Source organism: Chitinophaga sp. LS1, assembly GCF_034274695.1.
In the GTDB taxonomy this organism is placed as follows: Bacteria; Bacteroidota; Bacteroidia; order Chitinophagales; family Chitinophagaceae; genus Chitinophaga.
In genome coordinates this window covers 1,447,579-1,464,262 of record NZ_CP128362.1, presented here as the reverse complement: position 1 = coordinate 1,464,262, position 16,684 = coordinate 1,447,579, and the positions used below count along the sequence as shown (strand labels likewise).

Sequence of the window (16,684 nt, the reverse complement as noted above, 5' to 3'; positions counted from 1 at the left end):
ATGGCAATTCATTTAGAGAAAAGGAAACCTGTATCACTGGAAAAGACGACTCCCGGATTGCGGAAAATAATAGCAGGACTGGGTTGGGATACAGCAAATGTAAATGGTTACAATGTAGACCTGGACCTCTCTGTCTTTATGATGGGGGCCAATGGCAAGTTGCCGCAGGATACGTTTTTTGTTTTCTATAATAACAATACCAGTCCTGATGGTGCTGCTTACTATCCGGGTGATAACAGGGATGGCGCCGGAGAGGGAGATGATGAGATCATTTCCATTGATCTCGGAAAGGTCGATCAGCAAATCGAGTATCTCTACTTTGCGGTGACCATTGATCAGGCAGCATCGAGGGCACATCATTTCGGTTATGTGCGGAATGCTTATATCAATATTCGTAATGAGGCGGATAATACGCTCCTGTGTCAATACCGGCTCAATGAGGAATTCAAAGAAGAAGACTCTGTGATCATTGCAACATTGTCAAGGAATAATGGACAATGGGATGTAGAAGCAGTGGGGCAGGCATTTTCCGGAGGACTGAATACACTGGTTGATATGTATCAATAATAATCATTTTTTTATGGGAAGTTTTAATCTAACAAAAGGAGAAAGATTCTCCTTGTCAAAAGCGGCTCCTGGTCTTACGGTAGTGAGAATAGGTATGGGATGGGATCCCAACGATCAGCCGGGAGGACCTGAGTTTGATCTGGATGTATCTGCATTTGCATTGAATGGGAGTTTTAAGATTCCATCTGATTCTTATTTTATTTTTTATGGGCAGGTAAGGATGGACAATTGTATAGAAGATCCGGTAGAGAAAGGGTTGATGCGGCCTATTACCAAAGATGGTGCAATCATGGGGGCGATAGATGACCCTGATGGAAGAAGGAGTGATGGAGATGATGATGATATGTTTATTGATCTTTCTAAAATTACACCTGATGTAGAGCAGATCATCATCTGCTGTACGATCTGTAAATACCCGCATGATAATAAGAAGGACAGACGTACGCTGAACCTGAATTTTGGGCAGGTGGATGATTGTTATATCAGGATCATCAATGAGAGTACAGGGGAGGAAATATTGCGGTTTGATCTGAAGGATAAATATACGAACGAGGATGCAGTGGAGTTTGGGCGTTTATTCAGGGTTGGGAATTCGTGGGAGTTTGAGGCGATGGGTAGAGCGCATACGGGTAGTTTACAGACATTAGTTGATATGTACACTTAAAAATATTTTTATGGCATTTAATCTTAGTAAGAATAATGATCCTGTTCCGGTGGCGGAAAAGAAGAGTAAATTGTGGATAGTGTTATTGTTGGTAGTGGTGATTGTTGGAGTGGCGGTTTGGTATTTTATACCGAAAAAGGAAAAAGCAGTAGCTGATACGGTTGTTATAGCTCCGGTTACGGATACAGCTGCTACAACTTCGGTTATGGATACAGCTACTTTAGTTGCAACTCCTGCCCCGGTAGCTGATTCACCTGTTGCTAGTGATCCTGCTCCTACCTCTGCCGGGGTTCCTCCTGTCACTGCTCATACCTCTGCGGAGGGGGCTCCTACCGCTGCCGGGGTTCGTCCCCCTGTCGCTGCTCCTGCCCGTATTGCCGCTTCATTCAACAAAGGGAACTCCGCTCCTATTGCTATTTCCGACGAAGTCGTAAAGGAAATAAAGAAAGCACATAAAATCACCATTTATGGCTACGCCAGCAGTGAAGGGGACATCTCTGTAAATATGAGACTGGCACAGGAAAGAGCAATATCATTTAAGCAATACCTCATCTCCAAAGGAGTTGATGCAAATATGATCACTGCTATAGGCAAAGGTATTGACAATCCCATCGCAACAAATGATACCGAAACAGGGCGTACCCAAAATCGGCGGGTAGAAGTAAGTATTGAATAGTTAATAAATTTTCCATGAACATCTCACAAGACTTAACCCTGCTCTGGAATGATATTATTCATCATCCCGGAACCAGCATTGCTATCATTTGTAATCTCATCATAATAGAAAGTCTGCTGTCAGTAGATAACGCCGCAGTACTTGCTACCATCGTAATGGACCTCCCTAAATCACTTTATTCACATTCACCTCCATCTTCACCAGCACGACCTCCCCAAAATGACTGGCAAAAGCTACTTCAGCCGCATCGCGGCCAATGGCCATAATGATCCTGCCTCCAACCGGTTTCTCCATCAACGCATCAAATGTATACCACCGATCCCCTACATACGCTTCAAACCATGCATGTAAATCCATTGGTTTCAAATCATGCAGATATCCTACCACCATGCGGGCTGGTATATTTATACTTCGACACAGTGCTATCGCTACATGCGTAAAATCCCTGCATACACCTGTTCTGCTTTGCAGCACATCCACAGCAGATGTAGAACTATTGGTAGTACCATACTGACGGGATATGTTTTGGAAACACCATTGGCGGATTGCTTCAACTTGTTCATACCCCGATTGTATATCCTTTATAATTTCCATGGCCAGCTCACCGACTTTGTCTGACTCACAATACCTGCTTGGTAGTAGAAATTGCAATACAAGACCGGGTAACTCTTCTATCGGTACATATGCTGCGTCTGGATTCACATCAATATTCTCATCGCACTCAGCGATAACACTGCTTTCAATGATGGTAGTTCCTACAGGTAAAATAGTACGTTGACAAATATTGCCATACCCATCTATATATTCACTCACGGGCACCAGCGGAGTTGTTAAAAACGCTTCCTGCCTGATAAACTGTGTAGGTTCGCTTTTGGAACGTAACATGAAAATACTGGTGACAGGGTACTCAGTATATAATTCAAAAAAGGAGGAAGCTTGTAAGAGCATAAAAGCCAGCGTATTTATAAAATATGTTCAAGGGTACCAAATAATGTTGAAAGTTGCTAAAAAAACTAATTCCTGTTGGCAAAAATTGAATTATAAGCCCAAAACTCCAAATCTTCGGCCTGAATACATGTAAATTTCTTCTTTAAGCCATACATGTGTATTTAATTATATACCTTATGTAGCAATGTCTGCCTGGTGCTATTGGCTTTGTGGCAATGGGCTGATATAAAAGTGGAAATAGGACCACTTAGCTTTTGTGCTTACTAAGAGTGTGTGACAAAGCTTTGTCATTGATTTTATTTTATCTTTGATTTTATGAGAAAATATCCAATAGGCTTACAGGATTTTGGGAAAATAAGAAAGGAGGGGTATTTATATATCGACAAAACTTTATTAGTCCATAAATTATTAGACTCAGGTAAATATTATTTCCTGAGTCGCCCTAGACGTTTTGGTAAATCTCTATTACTGTCTACTATCAAGGAGATTTTCAGCGCCAATAAAGAATTATTTGAAGGGCTTTGGATCTATGATCAATGGAATTGGGAACAAAAGCACCCAGTGATACATTTAAGGCTTAGTAAGCTTGATTATCAAAAATTAGGATTGTATGAAGCACTCAGTATGGAAATGGGTGTTTTAGCAAAAGGGCTGGGCCTGGAACTGGAAGCCAGTCATTTAAAAGGAAGATTTGAAGAACTGATCCGTAAGGCTTCTGTCAATGGAAGAGTTGTGATCCTGATTGATGAATATGATAAACCTATTACCGATTACCTGGAAAATATAGAGAAAGTCGAGGAAAACAGATCGGTATTTAAAAGTTTTTATTCTGTATTAAAAGATGCTGACGAATATATTCGTTTGTTGCTGATAACAGGAGTAAGCAGATTTTCAAAGGTCAGTATATTTTCTGATCTGAATAACCTGTACGATATTACGCTTAATCCTCATTATGCTACATTGATGGGCATTACCCAGCAAGAGCTCGAGTCTGATTTTAAAGAAGAAATAAATGTACTTCAGCAAACGCAGCCTGATATTTTACAGAAATTAAAAGAATGGTATAACGGATATTCATGGGACGGTACCAGTAAAGTATACAATCCATTTTCAGTGCTGAGTTATATGGGGTCTGGGCGGATTCAAAATTTTTGGTTTCAAACGGGTACACCCACCTGGTTAGTGAATCTGATGAAGCATAACCGGGAATTTGAACTTGAAAATTTACGAATTGGAGAAAATGCTTTGAGTAGTTTCAATGTGGAGCATATCGCGTCAGTACCGGTTTTGTTCCAGACCGGGTATCTGACCATTAAACATTATGATGAAGATACAAGATTATATGAGCTTGGTTATCCAAATAAGGAGGTAGAAGAAAGTTTGACAGATGCGCTGTTGAGTGCTTATCGAAATATATTTCCAGGCAACGACTCAATGGCTGTCACTTATGATTTGGGAAAGGCATTGAAAAATAACAATATGCCTCAAATGATCAAAGCACTGGATGTAATTATCTCCACCATCCCTTAGGATCATTGGAAGGCTGAAAGTGAATCAATCTTTCATATCATCGTACATCTAACCTTTAAACGTTTAGGCCTTGATGTACGTAGCGAGGTACATAGTTCCACCGGTAGATGCGATGTACTGGTGTTTACTGAACAATTTATTTTTGCTATAGAGTTAAAATTGAATGGAACTGCGCCGTCGGCCCTGGATCAGATTTTTGAGAAAGGTTATTTGCGTCCTTACCAATTAGAAGATAGAAAGAAAATAGCTATTGGTATTAGCTTCTCTTCAGAGAAACGATCTGTTGAAGAATTTTTGGTCAAAGAAGTGAACTGATTTTGCATAACATTTATTCAGGAGCGGCATCTCTATTGACATCTTCTTTGAGTTCATGAAACAAGACTTATCAGCATCATTTGGTATCTTGTATCTTCCTTAATTACCAAACTGCGGATAGCATAATTTAACATTATGATATTGGAAGTAGCGATTTTGTATATAAAGCCGGGACTATACCCGGAATTTGAAATAGATTTTAAGAAAGCAGGACAATATATCAGATCAATACCGGGTTATCGTCATCACAGTTTGCAAAAATGTTTAGAAAACGTCAACAAATATATTCTGTTAGTCGAATGGGATAAGTTAGAAGACCACACAATAGGTTTTAGACAATCCGATGTCTATGTGCATTGGAAGGAACTATTGCATCATTATTATGATCCATTCCCAGTTGTAGAACATTTCAAGGAAATTGAATTATAAATTTATTTTCCGTAACTGGCGTTAAAATTCGCTAAAAGGCTGGAATTAAATCGTGCGGCTATAGGTAACCGCTTTCCCTGCACAAGAATCTATGTGTTTTTTGAATGGTATTTCTCAGCCGACCGAGTAAAAATGTTGCATATTCGTAAAATTAACTTCCCATAGAGTTAGATTTTTGATGCATGGCTTTATCGGCGATTATTGAAGTATTCTGAAGCTTGTTTGCCGCAATATTGTAAAATAAAAAGGGATTCGAACCAACAACAGTTGAATAATAAGTAGTTACAATTGCTACAATAATTCTAAAATGACAAAACCCGCTGACTAACAGCGGGTTTTGTCATTTTAGCGGGCTATAAGGGACATCTTTCGAACTTATTTAAAGAGGATTTATCTAAGATTTATTCGTTTGTTAGTGAAATTCCTTACCGTACATCCAGTTAACCAAGATATGTAGCCAAAATTACCCTCGTTTATTTCTTGTAATCAGGGGAGTGTGGTTGGGATAGGTGACAGTTGGGAATACACTGTTCACACCATATGCATAAGTACCACTATCTTTCATCATGCGCAGGTTCTCCATATCCCAGGAAGCAACCTGATAAAAGTCGGGTCTGAGACCATCTATTGTGATCAGAATAACATGCCCTGTTTGCTGGGCCAAAGTTGTCATCACTAACAGGAATAGTGTGGGAGTAGTAATAGCCTTTTCATACTTATATAACTTCAGAATGAAAGGCATACCTACTGCCGGCCCCGCAGGGGGAATTCATAATTAGTTCAGATTAGCCAGCGCGGTCTTGAGCTCCTGCCATGTTAGCGGCGCATAATTACCTATGATCTTTTTATCAGCGCCTATCAATACATAAGTAGGTATAGTGGATACAAAGTACCTGCGGGATAACTGTTGGAGATTGTCTTCAAGTATATTCACCCAGCTGATATTATCTTCCTGAGTGGCTTTTATCCAGTCAGCTTTATTCTTGTCCAGTGATATGCTGATAAATTCAACCTTATCCTTATACTGCTCATATAGCTGATGTAGCTGTGGAGCCAGCTGGCGGCAGGGAATACACCAGGATGCCCAGAAGTCCAGCAATATGGCCCTTTTACCTGTCAGGGTATCTATGGAAGGGAATGCGGGTGCTATCATTCCTGGTGAAACTGCTTTCTCTTTGTCAACTGTTACCTTTATCTTTTTGCCTACTTCACTTTGCTGAATGGCTAGTGGCATTCTTTGATAAAGGCTGTCGTATGAGGTAAAACTAATGGTATGAAAACTTATACTTTTTTGCAACAGATCTGCAGCAACATATGAATCCGGATGATGTACGATGAACACCGAATCCTTTTCACGAATAATATGGTTAAGCCGGTTGGTAGCCTGAATGTATGTTAATTTTAAATTCTTATCAGTGGTGGCTTCGATAGCAGCTGAGAGCAGGTTGATACTATCCCGTTCTGACTGTTGGGATTTTATAAGCGATACCCGGTCCTTGTCGGTCGCAGCACCTTTCAGAGTGAAATGCTCAAACTTATCGGCCTCCACAGTGATATCCATTTTTGTAGGGTCTATATAGAACTCATTCCGGTCGTGAATACTCTTCAGCTTTTCCGGTCTGAATTTATTCAGAGAAGCGACTACCGGTCCGGCAATTTCCCCCTGAAAATGAAAATGTCCATTTTTAATCTTAGCACTGTCCAATTGATATCGTTCTGTGCTTTTATAATAGAGAAATATAACGCCGCTATCTTTCCCTTCAATAATACCATTTAATTCAAATGACTGGCCCTTCGTTATCAGGACTGGTAACAACAATGTTAATATCAGAATATATTTAATCATAACTATTAAATTAAAAAAAAAGCCTGATAATAAAAATTATCAGGCCAGTTGAATGGTTAATTTAAGCCAAGCATTCGTAGAAATAACCTCCAGTTGCAATACAGGTAACTGCTGTACAAGTACCGGGCATTCCTCCGCCTGTTGTACATTTACCACTTGGTTCACTACATAGATTATCACAATTTGCATCACAATACCCAGTCGTATCTCCACAGAAGCCATAGACACTGCAGCAAAGGTTGCCGGGGCATAAGGCGCCGCCTGCTGCCGCACCACATTCTGCACCGCCATAAATACTTTTTAACTCATCACGGGTCAATACTCTGTCTGCTTCCAGATTCAGGAATTGAAATTTTTCACTGAAGTTGTTTATACTTTTAATTTTCTACAAAAAAGGGTTATAAGAGCCAGCCATTGCAATGCCATCCATGTTTCAACAAGTTTTTCATATCTGACAAGCAATGCTTTAAAAGCATCCATCCAGGCATTGGCATGTTCAATTTTTGTTCGTCTTTTGTAAAGTTGATCATCAAAATATCGGTATTCATCACTTTGCTTCTTTTGATTTCGCAAGTTGGGTTTTACATTTAATTCAATCTCGTAGTCAATGCATACTTGTTTTAAATCTTCGCTGTCAAATCCAGGATCGGCATTTACAAATATTCCATTGCAATTGATATCGGATTGTTCCAGAACCCCGATCATTTCTTTAAACAGCTTCACTATATCGTATAAGTCATTATGCTCTCCACTTTGCGCCGTTGATACCGTCAGCATCTGACCTCTGTTGTCACATAAGAACAAACTATTACTGGTTTTTGAAGCTTTTCTGCCTTGATAACCTACCGCCTGGCCACCACGTTTGACAGGTGTATGGCTACCATCTAACTGAGCGCTTGACAGATCCAGCAGTTTCTTATTACAAGATAAAAGATTGATCCAAGCCCTCTTGAATGAACCGTCTTTACTCCATTTTAAAAAATACCTGTGAATATTTTGCCACGAGGTCGCCCCTTTATCAAAATATTCGCAAATACACAACTCTCGCCACTGGCAGCCTGTTTTCATTCGCTTTAAAATCAACAGAACCACTTTTACTAAATCTATCCTGGCCTTAAAGCCTCTTTTGCCTTTGCTTAAATGTGGTAAAATCCAATCTCGTACCTTATCTTCGTCTATGAGTCCCAGAATTATTCGTTTTTATTTGCCAAAACAAAAATCCTTAATTCCTGGGACTTCCTTTTTATCCTTCAAAAAGTGTAAACAACTTCACTTAATGATTTCATAATTCTTTTTTAACAGATCAAACAATTGCTCATTATCAGGCCAGAGCTACAGCCTTTTCCTAGCTAGCTTAGGAAATATTTTAAATCGCTTATGCTATAAGTATCTGGGAACTGGCGGCCATTCAGGAAGAATGTAGGCGTAAAGGCGATATTGGTTTCACGGCACCACTCGCCCATTCGTACTACCTTTGCATCCTGCTGTTGTACGGCTTCATGCATAGGGAACCTTGCGGCAAATACATTATAATCTTTGACAGGTGCGTTATACCAAGCATCTAGGGCCTGTCTGGTCAATTTCTCATCGCCCAGCTGATGGATAGCCATCAAATGTTTTACAGGCACATTATTCATATCATTGATATCCCCTTTCATAGTAAAAATGATTTGCACCTGTACTTCAGGATTTCCATCCAGGAGTTCATCGATATGGACATGTGATTTAGCACAGGGGCCACAATATGGGTTACAAACTTTGGTTATTTTAATGCTACCATTAGGATTACCTAAACTGATACCAAGGCCTGTCGTATCGCTTTCGATGACCCTTTGCTTCTGCAGCAGACTTTGAAACAACTGGGGATTGCGTTTCATACGCAGCACTTCCAATTCATGGTTCCGGCTATCTTTTGCCGCAATAAAGATGGGTTTAATGATAAACCAGATCAATGCAGGCAGTAAAAATGCGGCTAACAGCGTCATTGCCCCGGCTATACTCCAGACAGGCAGAGCTAGCTGATGACCGAACAGATTCATAATAAATTCTGCAACCAGTATACCCTGCACTGTCAGACACAAAGAACACCATTGACGTGCTATTCTCCATTGATAGTAAACTGAAAATATAGTATAGGGCAACGCAAGCACATTCAGCCAGGCCAGTACTGTAAGGATATTATTATCCATACCCGTTACCAGAAGCGAAATAAAGCCGCCAATAAAATAAAAGAATCCGATTTCACTCCAGCTAAACCTGCCTAATACCTTTGCCGCATTGGAATTCAGAATAGCATGACAATTGATTTTCTTACCTGCTTTACAAACCTTTTGTAAACCAGCATTGGACTTATCCACCTCATACCATAACAGTAAACCACCTATATAGCTCCCAAAAAACTTTAAAGTTATTGCAGTAACAGCCGGCCATGCCACCCATGAATAAGTGGCTATATTTAAAATGACAGGGACCAACCACAGACCCAGCACAACAATGAGTGTTGATAAAAAGGTAAGCTGCTTCTGGTCGGCTCTTTTCTTTTGCTTTACATATTCCTGTTCACCGGATTGTGCATCTTGTTCTGCAAGCATGACAAAACCTTTCCATCTTTCAAGGAAAATAGTTTCATCCATCCATTGCCATTTTTTAGATACAGCATCGTTGATCAGCACTTTTCCATTACTCCATTCTTTCACAACTGTGAAAAATGAAGATTGCTCGTGCTGCAACTTCACTACATATGGTAAAGGCAAAGCCCTTAACTGATCGACCGAAGCCCTTATAGTGACATTATCTACTTTCCAGCGGAACAACGCATCACTAATACTTAATAACGATGGGTAATCTGCATGTTCTTCAAGACTTCGGTTTATGGTGCTATCGGTGACTTTGACCTTCTTTAATAATAATAATTGTTGTACGGTCTCTGCACTATTGTGGCTGATCTCCGGGCTAAACAATGCGGATAGGAATAACATTGGCTTATGCTTTTAATTAGATATTAATTATTAAAAGCAAAGTTCGAAGTTGACAGTCTAATATATCTGGACTATTATCCTGCCTCCATTATAATTTTTCATTTCATCTTTTGGAATTCGCTTTTGGAACAGTTCATTTACAATCTGTCCATCCTCTTCGTAGTAATAGGTTTTACGTTTCTTATCATATTTAACCGGGAATCCCAGCTCCCGCATTTCATGGATATAACTGTTCAGTAAACTACGGCTTATACACAACCGGCTGCAAAATTGCTCCTGTGTACCTGTAGCTTTTCTTCTGATAAATGAATCCATGACTCTAAGCTTTTGTATGTATTTCAGGAAAGACATAATACCTCCATTTACTTTTTGTAACCGCTATTCATTGCAGCCATCAGTTTGTTAATAATACGCTCTTTACCGGTAACGATTTCAGCATCTGCCTGCAACTCATTTGAGAAGGCCAGGTGAAATCCCCGGTCCGACACCAATCCGTCTGTTAAAAACACCTTCACCATATAATTCATATCCTTATCCGGCATTCTTGAGATATAGGTAACTTTACCGGAAAGCCGTCCGTATTCCTCGGAAGGATAACTGGGTAGCGCCAGTCTTACTGGTTGATTTAACTGTAACTTTCCAAAGTTGGATTGAGGCACCTTTACCTGAGCAAAACAGTTCTGGTCAAGCGATTCAATATAAAACAAGGCTTTACCGGCATCTACTTCCTGACCTTCCTGTATCATTTCCTGAAATACTACCCGTCCCCCGGCAGGTGCACTCAGTATATATTGCTGTTTCCATTGCCCTATAGCAAACCACAGGTTATTAAGCGCCTGATTAAAGCTAAGGCTGTACTGGTTATACCGGTCGTCCAGGTCCATCCGTTCCTGCTCTTTAGATATCATCGTGATTCTGTTATTCAGGATATTTGATTCTACATTTTCCAACGGTACTTTTTTCGCTAGTAGCTTGCTTTCCTGTGCTGTAAACTCTGATTTAGCAATGACCCGCTCTTTATATAAATATTGCTGTGCTTTAAAATCGCTGTCAGACAGCTGGTAGTCATTTTCATAAATGCTCTTTTGCTTCAACAGATTGTGCTTCAGAGAATCATTGTAAAGAATACTTCTGAGCAACATATTTTTCTTCGCAACATAGTTACCATTGAATATAAAATTCCTGGCCTGTACATAGTTCAAATAAAAAGATTGAAAGGCCGTTTGTAATTCGCCGATATTTTTATAATCAGATGGTACTACATTGATTTTACTCCACTCTTCATTTTGGGCAGCTTCATACCATTGCTTTACGTGAGACGATAATTTTTCCACTTCTTCATATTCTGCTATGGATTTCATGATGGCCAGCGTTTGTTCCGGATTGACCGTATCACCTTCCTGTACCAATAAACGGGCTATTTGTCCACCCTGTTTTGGGCTCACTGTCTTAGGTGCGTTCATCGCATATATGGTTCCTTTGCCAGCCACAATTTCCGGATACCTGACTACCCAGCTCACTCCCCCTATTAAGAGCAGAATAGCAATAAATATGAAAATGCCGTATTTCATTAGAAAAGGAGGGATTTGCCCTACTATTTCATTCATTTCTTCTGAATATAAATTTGCATCCTGATTTTTCATGCCGTGTTAATTACCAAGTTCTAATTGATTTTTCACCAATTCATAATATTCCTGTCTGAGCTCCAACAGCGATTCATGGGTGCCCGATTCTTTAATCTGGCCATCCCGCAGTACCACTATGTTATCTGCTTTTTTCACCGTGCTCAGTCTATGCGCTACAATCACTACAGTACGTCCTTCGAAGAAGGACTCCAGGTTATTCATAATAACCCGCTCATTGTTAGCATCCAGCGAGTTCGTAGCTTCATCGAACAGGATATAATCGGGATCTTTATATACAGCTCTGGCAATTAAAATTCTTTGCTTCTGTCCCTGGCTAACACCATTACCCTGGCTACCAATTTTTGTATTCATGCCCATGGGCAGAGAGTCAATAAAGGTCTGTAAGTTGGCTACTTTGATAGCATGCAATAATCTGTCGTAGTCAGGCGTTTCGTCTGCCACTGCAATATTGGCGGCGATTGTATCCGAAAAGATGTAACCTTCCTGCATAACAATACCACATTTTCCGCGCCACACACCAGTATTGTACTGACTAAGCCGGGATCCCCCTACCCTGATTTCACCTTCTTCGAGGTTATAAAATCTTAGCAGTAGTTTTAACAGCGTTGTTTTACCGCTCCCACTAGTACCTACAATAGCAGTCGTTTTTCCCTCAGGGATTTGTAACTGAATATTCTTCAATACATAATTATCATTTGAACCAGGGTACATATAACTAACATTGTTCAGCTCAATGTGCTTACTGGCTGGCAATCCTTCGAGCAACACCTTGCCAGGAGCATTTTCGTCCTCCATTTTATGCACCTCATTAATCCGTTCCATACTGATTTTAGCATCCTGCAATGCCTGTATGAACTGAATAATTTGTTGAATAGGGCTATTCAGCTGTCCGATGATATATTGAATGGCCATCATGCCGCCCAATGATATATTTCCATTAATCACTTCCCTGGCAGCAATAAATGAAACCAGGATATTCTTGGCCTGATTGATCAGCATCGCACCTGCTGACTGAAACTGATTAATAAATAAATTGCGAATGCTTAGTTTAAATATCCTGGCCTGAATAATCTCCCATTTCCACCGCTTTTGCTTTTCGGCATTATTGAGCTTGATTTCCTGCATTCCCTGAATCATTTCGATCGTAAGGCTCTGGTTGCCCGCATTTAAACTAAACTGCCTGAAATCCATTCTCTTCCTTACCGGCATAAATATTAGTATCCAAAACAGATATAAGATGCTACCACCAAGAAATATGAAAAACAGTTGAGCGCTATATGAAACAGCAAGAAAAGTGAATACGATAAAGTTGACGATGCCAAAAGCAGTAGTTAGCAAGGTATTCGTGAAAAAGGATTGAATGCGATTATGATCACCCAATCGTTGCATGGTATCCCCTGTCATTTTGGAATCAAAATATGACATAGGTAACTTCATCAATTTCATAAAAAACTCTGTGAGCAGAGAAATATTCACTCTTGTACCCACATGTAATAGTATATAGCTACGGATAAAATCCACGACTGTACTTCCCAGAAAAATCATGAGCTGCCCCACCAATACAATCGTGACAAAGTTCAGGTCATTACCTGCAATGCCAACATCCACTAATGACTGGGTAAGAAACGGCAGGATTAACTGTAATACCATTCCTACCAGCATACCCAGTCCCAGTTGGGCTATCAGGGTTTTGAGCCTGCCAAAATGTGCCAATACATTTTTCAGATCAATCCCCGCTTTGTGTTCTGGCTCATCCTCTTCAGCATCGTTAAAATTTGCTGCAGGATCTAATAGTAAAACAACGCCGGAGCGGATCGTTTCTTCTTTAATGCTTAACCACTTTTCCTTGAATTCATTCGCTGTAAGTTTTAATTTTCCTCTGGCCGGATCAGCAATTAAAACCTGCGTTGCCGAGACTTTATAGACGACAACATAGTGTACCTGATCCCAAAGAACAATGCAAGGCAAAATGGCCTTCTTTACAAATGTGTCAAAATCAATTTTGACAGCGAGGGTTTTGAATCCAATGCTCTCGGCCCCTTCACTGATTCCAAGTAAGGATGTCCCATAACGATGCTGTTGGCATTTTTTCTTTAAATATTCCGCGCCGTAAGATTTACCATAAAATTTAGCAATCATACGTAGGCACGTGGGTCCACAATCCATCAAGTCATGTTGACGGTAATAAGGATATTTCATTATTCAGCTTAAAATGTTGGTTTAGGTTAAATCAAATATTTCATATTTATTCTTTCTGGTTGGCGGATACTTTAACGTTGGTTATCATCTCTAAAGTAATAATTGTTTTTTACAAACAATGCATTAAAATGATAAAAAGAAGTTAATACTTTTAATGATAAAAAATAGGACACATACTATCAGTACAAAATATTTGTACGATAATTTACTAACGATAAGGGAAATACTATTTATCTATACAGAAAATGACAGCATAAGTTTTTATGCGCAATAATTGTGTTGTTGGGCATTAGTTATAATGCTTTAACGAATAGTTCGTAACAAAAGGCAGTGAGCATCTTCTCCAGTGAAGACAAACAAATATTCAGGTTCATAAAAGACCATCAGGCAGAATTTGATGTCGAGACGATGTGTATGGTTTTCCAAGTAGGCCGTAGTGGTTATTACAACTGGCTCCCCAGGGAACCGTCATTACTTGCCAGAAGCAGGGAAAAGATGAGCGAAAAGTTTGAGATAATCTTTCATCGGAGTAAAGGTCGGTATGGAAGTCCCAAAATAGTGAAAGAACTCAAATCTCAGAGATTGTATGCTTCCAGGCCGGAAGTAGCACGAGTAATGAAAAAGAAGGGGTTCCGAAGCATTATTACAGGCAAGTTTAAAGTCTGTCTGTACAACAGATAGTAATCATAAGCTGGAAGTGTCCGAAAACCTGTTAAACAGAGAGTTTACCTCAGAACATACTTCTGAAAAATGGGTATCGGATCTGACTTACATCCGAACGAAGAACGGATGGCTTTATCTTACTGTTATTATGGATCTTTTCGACTGGGAAATAATAGGATGGGCCATGAGTTCAGACATGACAGCCAATCCACAGTGGTCGCAGCATGGAAAATGGCAATCAGAAACAGCTCAGTGGGGGAAAGAATGATCTTCCACTCAGACAGGGACGCAAAATATGCTTCTCAGGAATGTAGAAATTTACTTAGGGGCACGTCCGTAAAGCAAAGTATGAGTCGGAAGGGCAACTGCCGGGACGTGCTCGGTTATTTGTCCCCTGAAGAATTTGGTAAATCTATTTTTAAACACGCAGCTTGACTATTTATCCTGTTCTCTCACGAAAAGCACAAACATCATTTTGGCTGCCCAAATGGGAAATAATATTTTAACCAATAACTTATCTGCATAAAAAAAGGGAAACAATCAATATTGATTGTTTCCCTTTTGCGGGCTACAGGGGACAATATTCGATTGCGCTGTGCAAAGTCCGTGAGGCGGGGATTTATAAATGAAACGCCTCGAAATTACCCGGCAGGTTCTCAATCCTGCCCGACAAGGTCTAGTCAACCACCGGAAGCGAGTCTTGCGTAGTCATCAGTAATGGTGGCACGAAGCGTAGACAGCGACTACTGAAGGTATGCTATTGAACCTCGAAACTGTCCTCAATGTTGAAGCTTTAGTTGTTCGAAATGCTAATGCAACATCTAACCTGCGTTACCTGACGAGCAGGGGCGATTCGACCGGGGTCTGAGAACATATCAAAGGTAGACAGGGGTAATACGGGAACACAGGAGAGCCTAACGTCTCCGAACGGAAGTCGGATTTTTTATTTAAGGATTTACCGAGCAATAAATAATCCAGGCATCCAAGGTTAGTATCACCACCTTGTATTGCGTTAAGAAAAGGTGATATCGGGAGGTATCCACGCCGAGAGAGATCGAAGGCAAGGAGAAGGACGAAGGCAGTCTTAGCATCCTCATAGTACTGTTAGAAAGGTGGGAAATCAGCTCTATGAAAGCCACTGAGTAAGGAAGGGGGATGTCTGTTTACGGAACCAGCATCTTAGCAACACTAAATGTACCAGAGACATGAAAGAAGTGTTAACAGTAGAGATGCAGATAGCGGCACGGGCAAGGAAATACCGGGGAGAAGCCTTGACGAACCTGCATGAGTTTATTAATGTTGATATGTTAAATTCCTGCTTCGATAGCCTCAATAAGAAAGGGGCAAGCGGGGTAGATGGAGAAAAATGGATTGACTATAATAAGCAAAGAGAAGAAAGAATACCTCAACTATTGACTGCATTTAAGAGCGGTGTTTATCGTGCGCCCCATATCCGACGAGTACTTATACCCAAAGGAGAGGGTAAATACCGGCCGCTGGGTTTGCCAACGTTGGACGATAAATTACTCCAGACGTCGGTAACCCGAGTGCTGACAACAGTCTACGAGGAAATATTCTATTCCTGTTCGTATGGTTTTAGACCTGGGAAATCTCAACATCAGGCATTGGAGGAATTATCCAGAGAAGTGAGCGTAAACCGGATGCGCTATATAATAGACGCTGACATGCAAAACTACTTTGGGAGTATCAATCATCAATGTTTGCGGGAGTTCCTTGACCTAAAGATAAAAGATGGTGTGATAAGGAAAATGATCGACAAGTGGTTGAAGGCCGGCATAATTGAAAATGGACAGGTGACGTATCCAACAGAAGGAACGCCTCAAGGGGGGAGCGTTTCCCCATTGCTTAGCAACGTTTATTTACACTATGTTTTGGATACCTGGTTCAAAGACCAAATCCAGCCATTACTGCGAGGTGGCAGCTTCATCATCCGCTTTGCGGATGATTTTCTGTTGGGGTTTACTAACAGGGAAGATGCCTTACGGGTGATGGAAGTACTGCCGAAGCGATTAGGGAAATCTGGCTTGACCTTGCACCCTGAAAAGACCAGATTAATTGATCTGGAAGAAGAAAAGAAGGGCGGAAATCATCCAATTAAAACGTTTGACTTCTTAGGCTTTACCCATTACATGAGTATGCCTCCGGGCAGTTTAAACTTGAATACAATTTTTCATACTAGCTTTGCGTAGTCCTTCTATTCGC

Annotated in this window: 19 protein-coding genes; 10 read left to right on the top strand and 9 right to left on the bottom strand. The window is 40.4% G+C overall.

From position 1 onward, the window contains the following. From QQL36_RS06075 to QQL36_RS06065, 3 genes are read left to right on the top strand one after another with little or no spacing between them, the layout of a single operon-like run. Complete coding sequence (locus QQL36_RS06075; RefSeq protein WP_321569296.1) at positions 1-567, top strand: TerD family protein; 567 nt, start codon at positions 1-3, stop codon at positions 565-567. A 13-nt stretch (positions 568-580) separates the two neighbouring features. Then, positions 581-1,231 carry a TerD family protein gene (locus QQL36_RS06070; RefSeq protein ID WP_321569295.1) on the top strand — a complete coding sequence of 217 codons (651 nt, stop codon included), beginning with the start codon at positions 581-583 and terminating at the stop codon, positions 1,229-1,231. A 10-nt stretch (positions 1,232-1,241) separates the two neighbouring features. Further along, positions 1,242-1,907, top strand: a complete 666-nt coding sequence (locus tag QQL36_RS06065) for an OmpA family protein (protein WP_321569294.1) — start codon at positions 1,242-1,244, stop codon at positions 1,905-1,907. Between the two features lie 165 nt (positions 1,908-2,072). Here the strand turns inward: QQL36_RS06065 and QQL36_RS06060 are convergent, their stop codons facing one another. Further along, entirely contained in the window at positions 2,073-2,855 is a 783-nt protein-coding gene (locus QQL36_RS06060; RefSeq protein WP_321569293.1) for a transglutaminase family protein, read from the bottom strand. Positions 2,856-3,170: 315 nt separating this feature from the next. On the opposite strand from QQL36_RS06060, the gene QQL36_RS06055 reads away from it, so the two are divergent. The 3 genes from QQL36_RS06055 (at position 3,171) to QQL36_RS06045 (ending at position 5,129) form a co-directional block, all read left to right on the top strand. Next, entirely contained in the window at positions 3,171-4,385 is a 1,215-nt protein-coding gene (locus tag QQL36_RS06055) for an AAA family ATPase (RefSeq protein ID WP_321569292.1), read from the top strand. A gap of 27 nt (positions 4,386-4,412) precedes the next feature. Then, on the top strand, positions 4,413-4,700 hold the full coding sequence (locus tag QQL36_RS06050; RefSeq protein WP_321570546.1) for a PD-(D/E)XK nuclease domain-containing protein: 288 nt from the start codon (positions 4,413-4,415) through the stop codon (positions 4,698-4,700). A gap of 135 nt (positions 4,701-4,835) precedes the next feature. Further along, positions 4,836-5,129 carry an antibiotic biosynthesis monooxygenase gene (locus tag QQL36_RS06045; protein WP_321569291.1) on the top strand — a complete coding sequence of 98 codons (294 nt, stop codon included), beginning with the start codon at positions 4,836-4,838 and terminating at the stop codon, positions 5,127-5,129. A 463-nt stretch (positions 5,130-5,592) separates the two neighbouring features. Here the strand turns inward: QQL36_RS06045 and QQL36_RS06040 are convergent, their stop codons facing one another. The 8 genes from QQL36_RS06040 to QQL36_RS06005 all read right to left on the bottom strand — a co-directional run bounded on the left by QQL36_RS06040 (position 5,593) and on the right by QQL36_RS06005 (position 13,798). After that, entirely contained in the window at positions 5,593-5,871 is a 279-nt protein-coding gene (locus QQL36_RS06040) for an alkaline phosphatase family protein (protein ID WP_321569290.1), read from the bottom strand. Positions 5,872-5,904: 33 nt separating this feature from the next. After that, on the bottom strand, positions 5,905-6,975 hold the full coding sequence (locus tag QQL36_RS06035) for a TlpA disulfide reductase family protein (protein WP_321569289.1): 1,071 nt from the start codon (positions 6,973-6,975) through the stop codon (positions 5,905-5,907). Between the two features lie 39 nt (positions 6,976-7,014). After that, complete coding sequence (locus QQL36_RS06030) at positions 7,015-7,266, bottom strand: hypothetical protein (protein WP_321569288.1); 252 nt, start codon at positions 7,264-7,266, stop codon at positions 7,015-7,017. Between the two features lie 78 nt (positions 7,267-7,344). After that, the gene (locus QQL36_RS06025) at positions 7,345-8,127 is read right to left on the bottom strand and encodes a transposase (RefSeq protein WP_255373922.1); all 783 of its coding nucleotides are present in this window, start codon (positions 8,125-8,127) and stop codon (positions 7,345-7,347) included. 197 nt (positions 8,128-8,324) lie between these two features. Continuing rightward, positions 8,325-9,953: a vitamin K epoxide reductase family protein gene (locus QQL36_RS06020; protein ID WP_321569287.1), complete on the bottom strand. Its 1,629-nt coding sequence runs from the start codon at positions 9,951-9,953 to the stop codon at positions 8,325-8,327. 57 nt (positions 9,954-10,010) lie between these two features. Then, complete coding sequence (locus tag QQL36_RS06015; protein WP_321569286.1) at positions 10,011-10,268, bottom strand: hypothetical protein; 258 nt, start codon at positions 10,266-10,268, stop codon at positions 10,011-10,013. A 47-nt stretch (positions 10,269-10,315) separates the two neighbouring features. Continuing rightward, complete coding sequence (locus QQL36_RS06010) at positions 10,316-11,524, bottom strand: HlyD family secretion protein (RefSeq protein ID WP_321569285.1); 1,209 nt, start codon at positions 11,522-11,524, stop codon at positions 10,316-10,318. Positions 11,525-11,602: 78 nt separating this feature from the next. Beyond that, complete coding sequence (locus tag QQL36_RS06005; protein ID WP_321569284.1) at positions 11,603-13,798, bottom strand: peptidase domain-containing ABC transporter; 2,196 nt, start codon at positions 13,796-13,798, stop codon at positions 11,603-11,605. Between the two features lie 408 nt (positions 13,799-14,206). Here QQL36_RS06005 and QQL36_RS35625 point away from each other — a divergent pair, with 408 nt between their 5' ends. The 4 genes from QQL36_RS35625 to QQL36_RS05995 all read left to right on the top strand — a co-directional run bounded on the left by QQL36_RS35625 (position 14,207) and on the right by QQL36_RS05995 (position 16,671). Beyond that, on the top strand, positions 14,207-14,479 hold the full coding sequence (locus QQL36_RS35625; protein ID WP_415751071.1) for an IS3 family transposase: 273 nt from the start codon (positions 14,207-14,209) through the stop codon (positions 14,477-14,479). 16 nt (positions 14,480-14,495) lie between these two features. Further along, entirely contained in the window at positions 14,496-14,729 is a 234-nt protein-coding gene (locus tag QQL36_RS06000) for a DDE-type integrase/transposase/recombinase (RefSeq protein WP_321569283.1), read from the top strand. After that, the gene (locus tag QQL36_RS35620; protein WP_415751055.1) at positions 14,639-14,896 is read left to right on the top strand and encodes a DDE-type integrase/transposase/recombinase; all 258 of its coding nucleotides are present in this window, start codon (positions 14,639-14,641) and stop codon (positions 14,894-14,896) included. Before QQL36_RS06000 ends, QQL36_RS35620 begins: the two co-directional genes overlap by 91 nt. Before the next feature lie 770 nt (positions 14,897-15,666). Beyond that, on the top strand, positions 15,667-16,671 hold the full coding sequence (locus QQL36_RS05995; protein WP_321569282.1) for a reverse transcriptase domain-containing protein: 1,005 nt from the start codon (positions 15,667-15,669) through the stop codon (positions 16,669-16,671). The last annotated feature ends 13 nt before the right edge of the window (positions 16,672-16,684 follow it).

Excerpts from the sequence above, each read along its gene's own strand:
- QQL36_RS06070 (WP_321569295.1), top strand. The coding sequence starts at position 581 with ATGGGAAGTTTTAATCTAACAAAAGGAGAAAGATTCTCCTTGTCAAAA.
- QQL36_RS06015 (WP_321569286.1), bottom strand. The coding sequence starts at position 10,268 with ATGGATTCATTTATCAGAAGAAAAGCTACAGGTACACAGGAGCAATTT.
- QQL36_RS06030 (WP_321569288.1), bottom strand. The coding sequence starts at position 7,266 with ATGGCGGTGCAGAATGTGGTGCGGCAGCAGGCGGCGCCTTATGCCCCG.
- QQL36_RS06045 (WP_321569291.1), top strand. The coding sequence starts at position 4,836 with ATGATATTGGAAGTAGCGATTTTGTATATAAAGCCGGGACTATACCCG.
- QQL36_RS06035 (WP_321569289.1), bottom strand. The coding sequence starts at position 6,975 with ATGATTAAATATATTCTGATATTAACATTGTTGTTACCAGTCCTGATA.
- QQL36_RS35620 (WP_415751055.1), top strand. The coding sequence starts at position 14,639 with ATGGGCCATGAGTTCAGACATGACAGCCAATCCACAGTGGTCGCAGCA.
- QQL36_RS06065 (WP_321569294.1), top strand. The coding sequence starts at position 1,242 with ATGGCATTTAATCTTAGTAAGAATAATGATCCTGTTCCGGTGGCGGAA.
- QQL36_RS06055 (WP_321569292.1), top strand. The coding sequence starts at position 3,171 with ATGAGAAAATATCCAATAGGCTTACAGGATTTTGGGAAAATAAGAAAG.
- QQL36_RS06040 (WP_321569290.1), bottom strand. The coding sequence starts at position 5,871 with ATGCCTTTCATTCTGAAGTTATATAAGTATGAAAAGGCTATTACTACT.
- QQL36_RS35625 (WP_415751071.1), top strand. The coding sequence starts at position 14,207 with ATGTGTATGGTTTTCCAAGTAGGCCGTAGTGGTTATTACAACTGGCTC.
- QQL36_RS06005 (WP_321569284.1), bottom strand. The coding sequence starts at position 13,798 with ATGAAATATCCTTATTACCGTCAACATGACTTGATGGATTGTGGACCC.
- QQL36_RS06010 (WP_321569285.1), bottom strand. The coding sequence starts at position 11,524 with ATGAAATACGGCATTTTCATATTTATTGCTATTCTGCTCTTAATAGGG.
- QQL36_RS06020 (WP_321569287.1), bottom strand. The coding sequence starts at position 9,953 with ATGTTATTCCTATCCGCATTGTTTAGCCCGGAGATCAGCCACAATAGT.
- QQL36_RS06060 (WP_321569293.1), bottom strand. The coding sequence starts at position 2,855 with ATGCTCTTACAAGCTTCCTCCTTTTTTGAATTATATACTGAGTACCCT.
- QQL36_RS05995 (WP_321569282.1), top strand. The coding sequence starts at position 15,667 with ATGAAAGAAGTGTTAACAGTAGAGATGCAGATAGCGGCACGGGCAAGG.
- QQL36_RS06075 (WP_321569296.1), top strand. The coding sequence starts at position 1 with ATGGCAATTCATTTAGAGAAAAGGAAACCTGTATCACTGGAAAAGACG.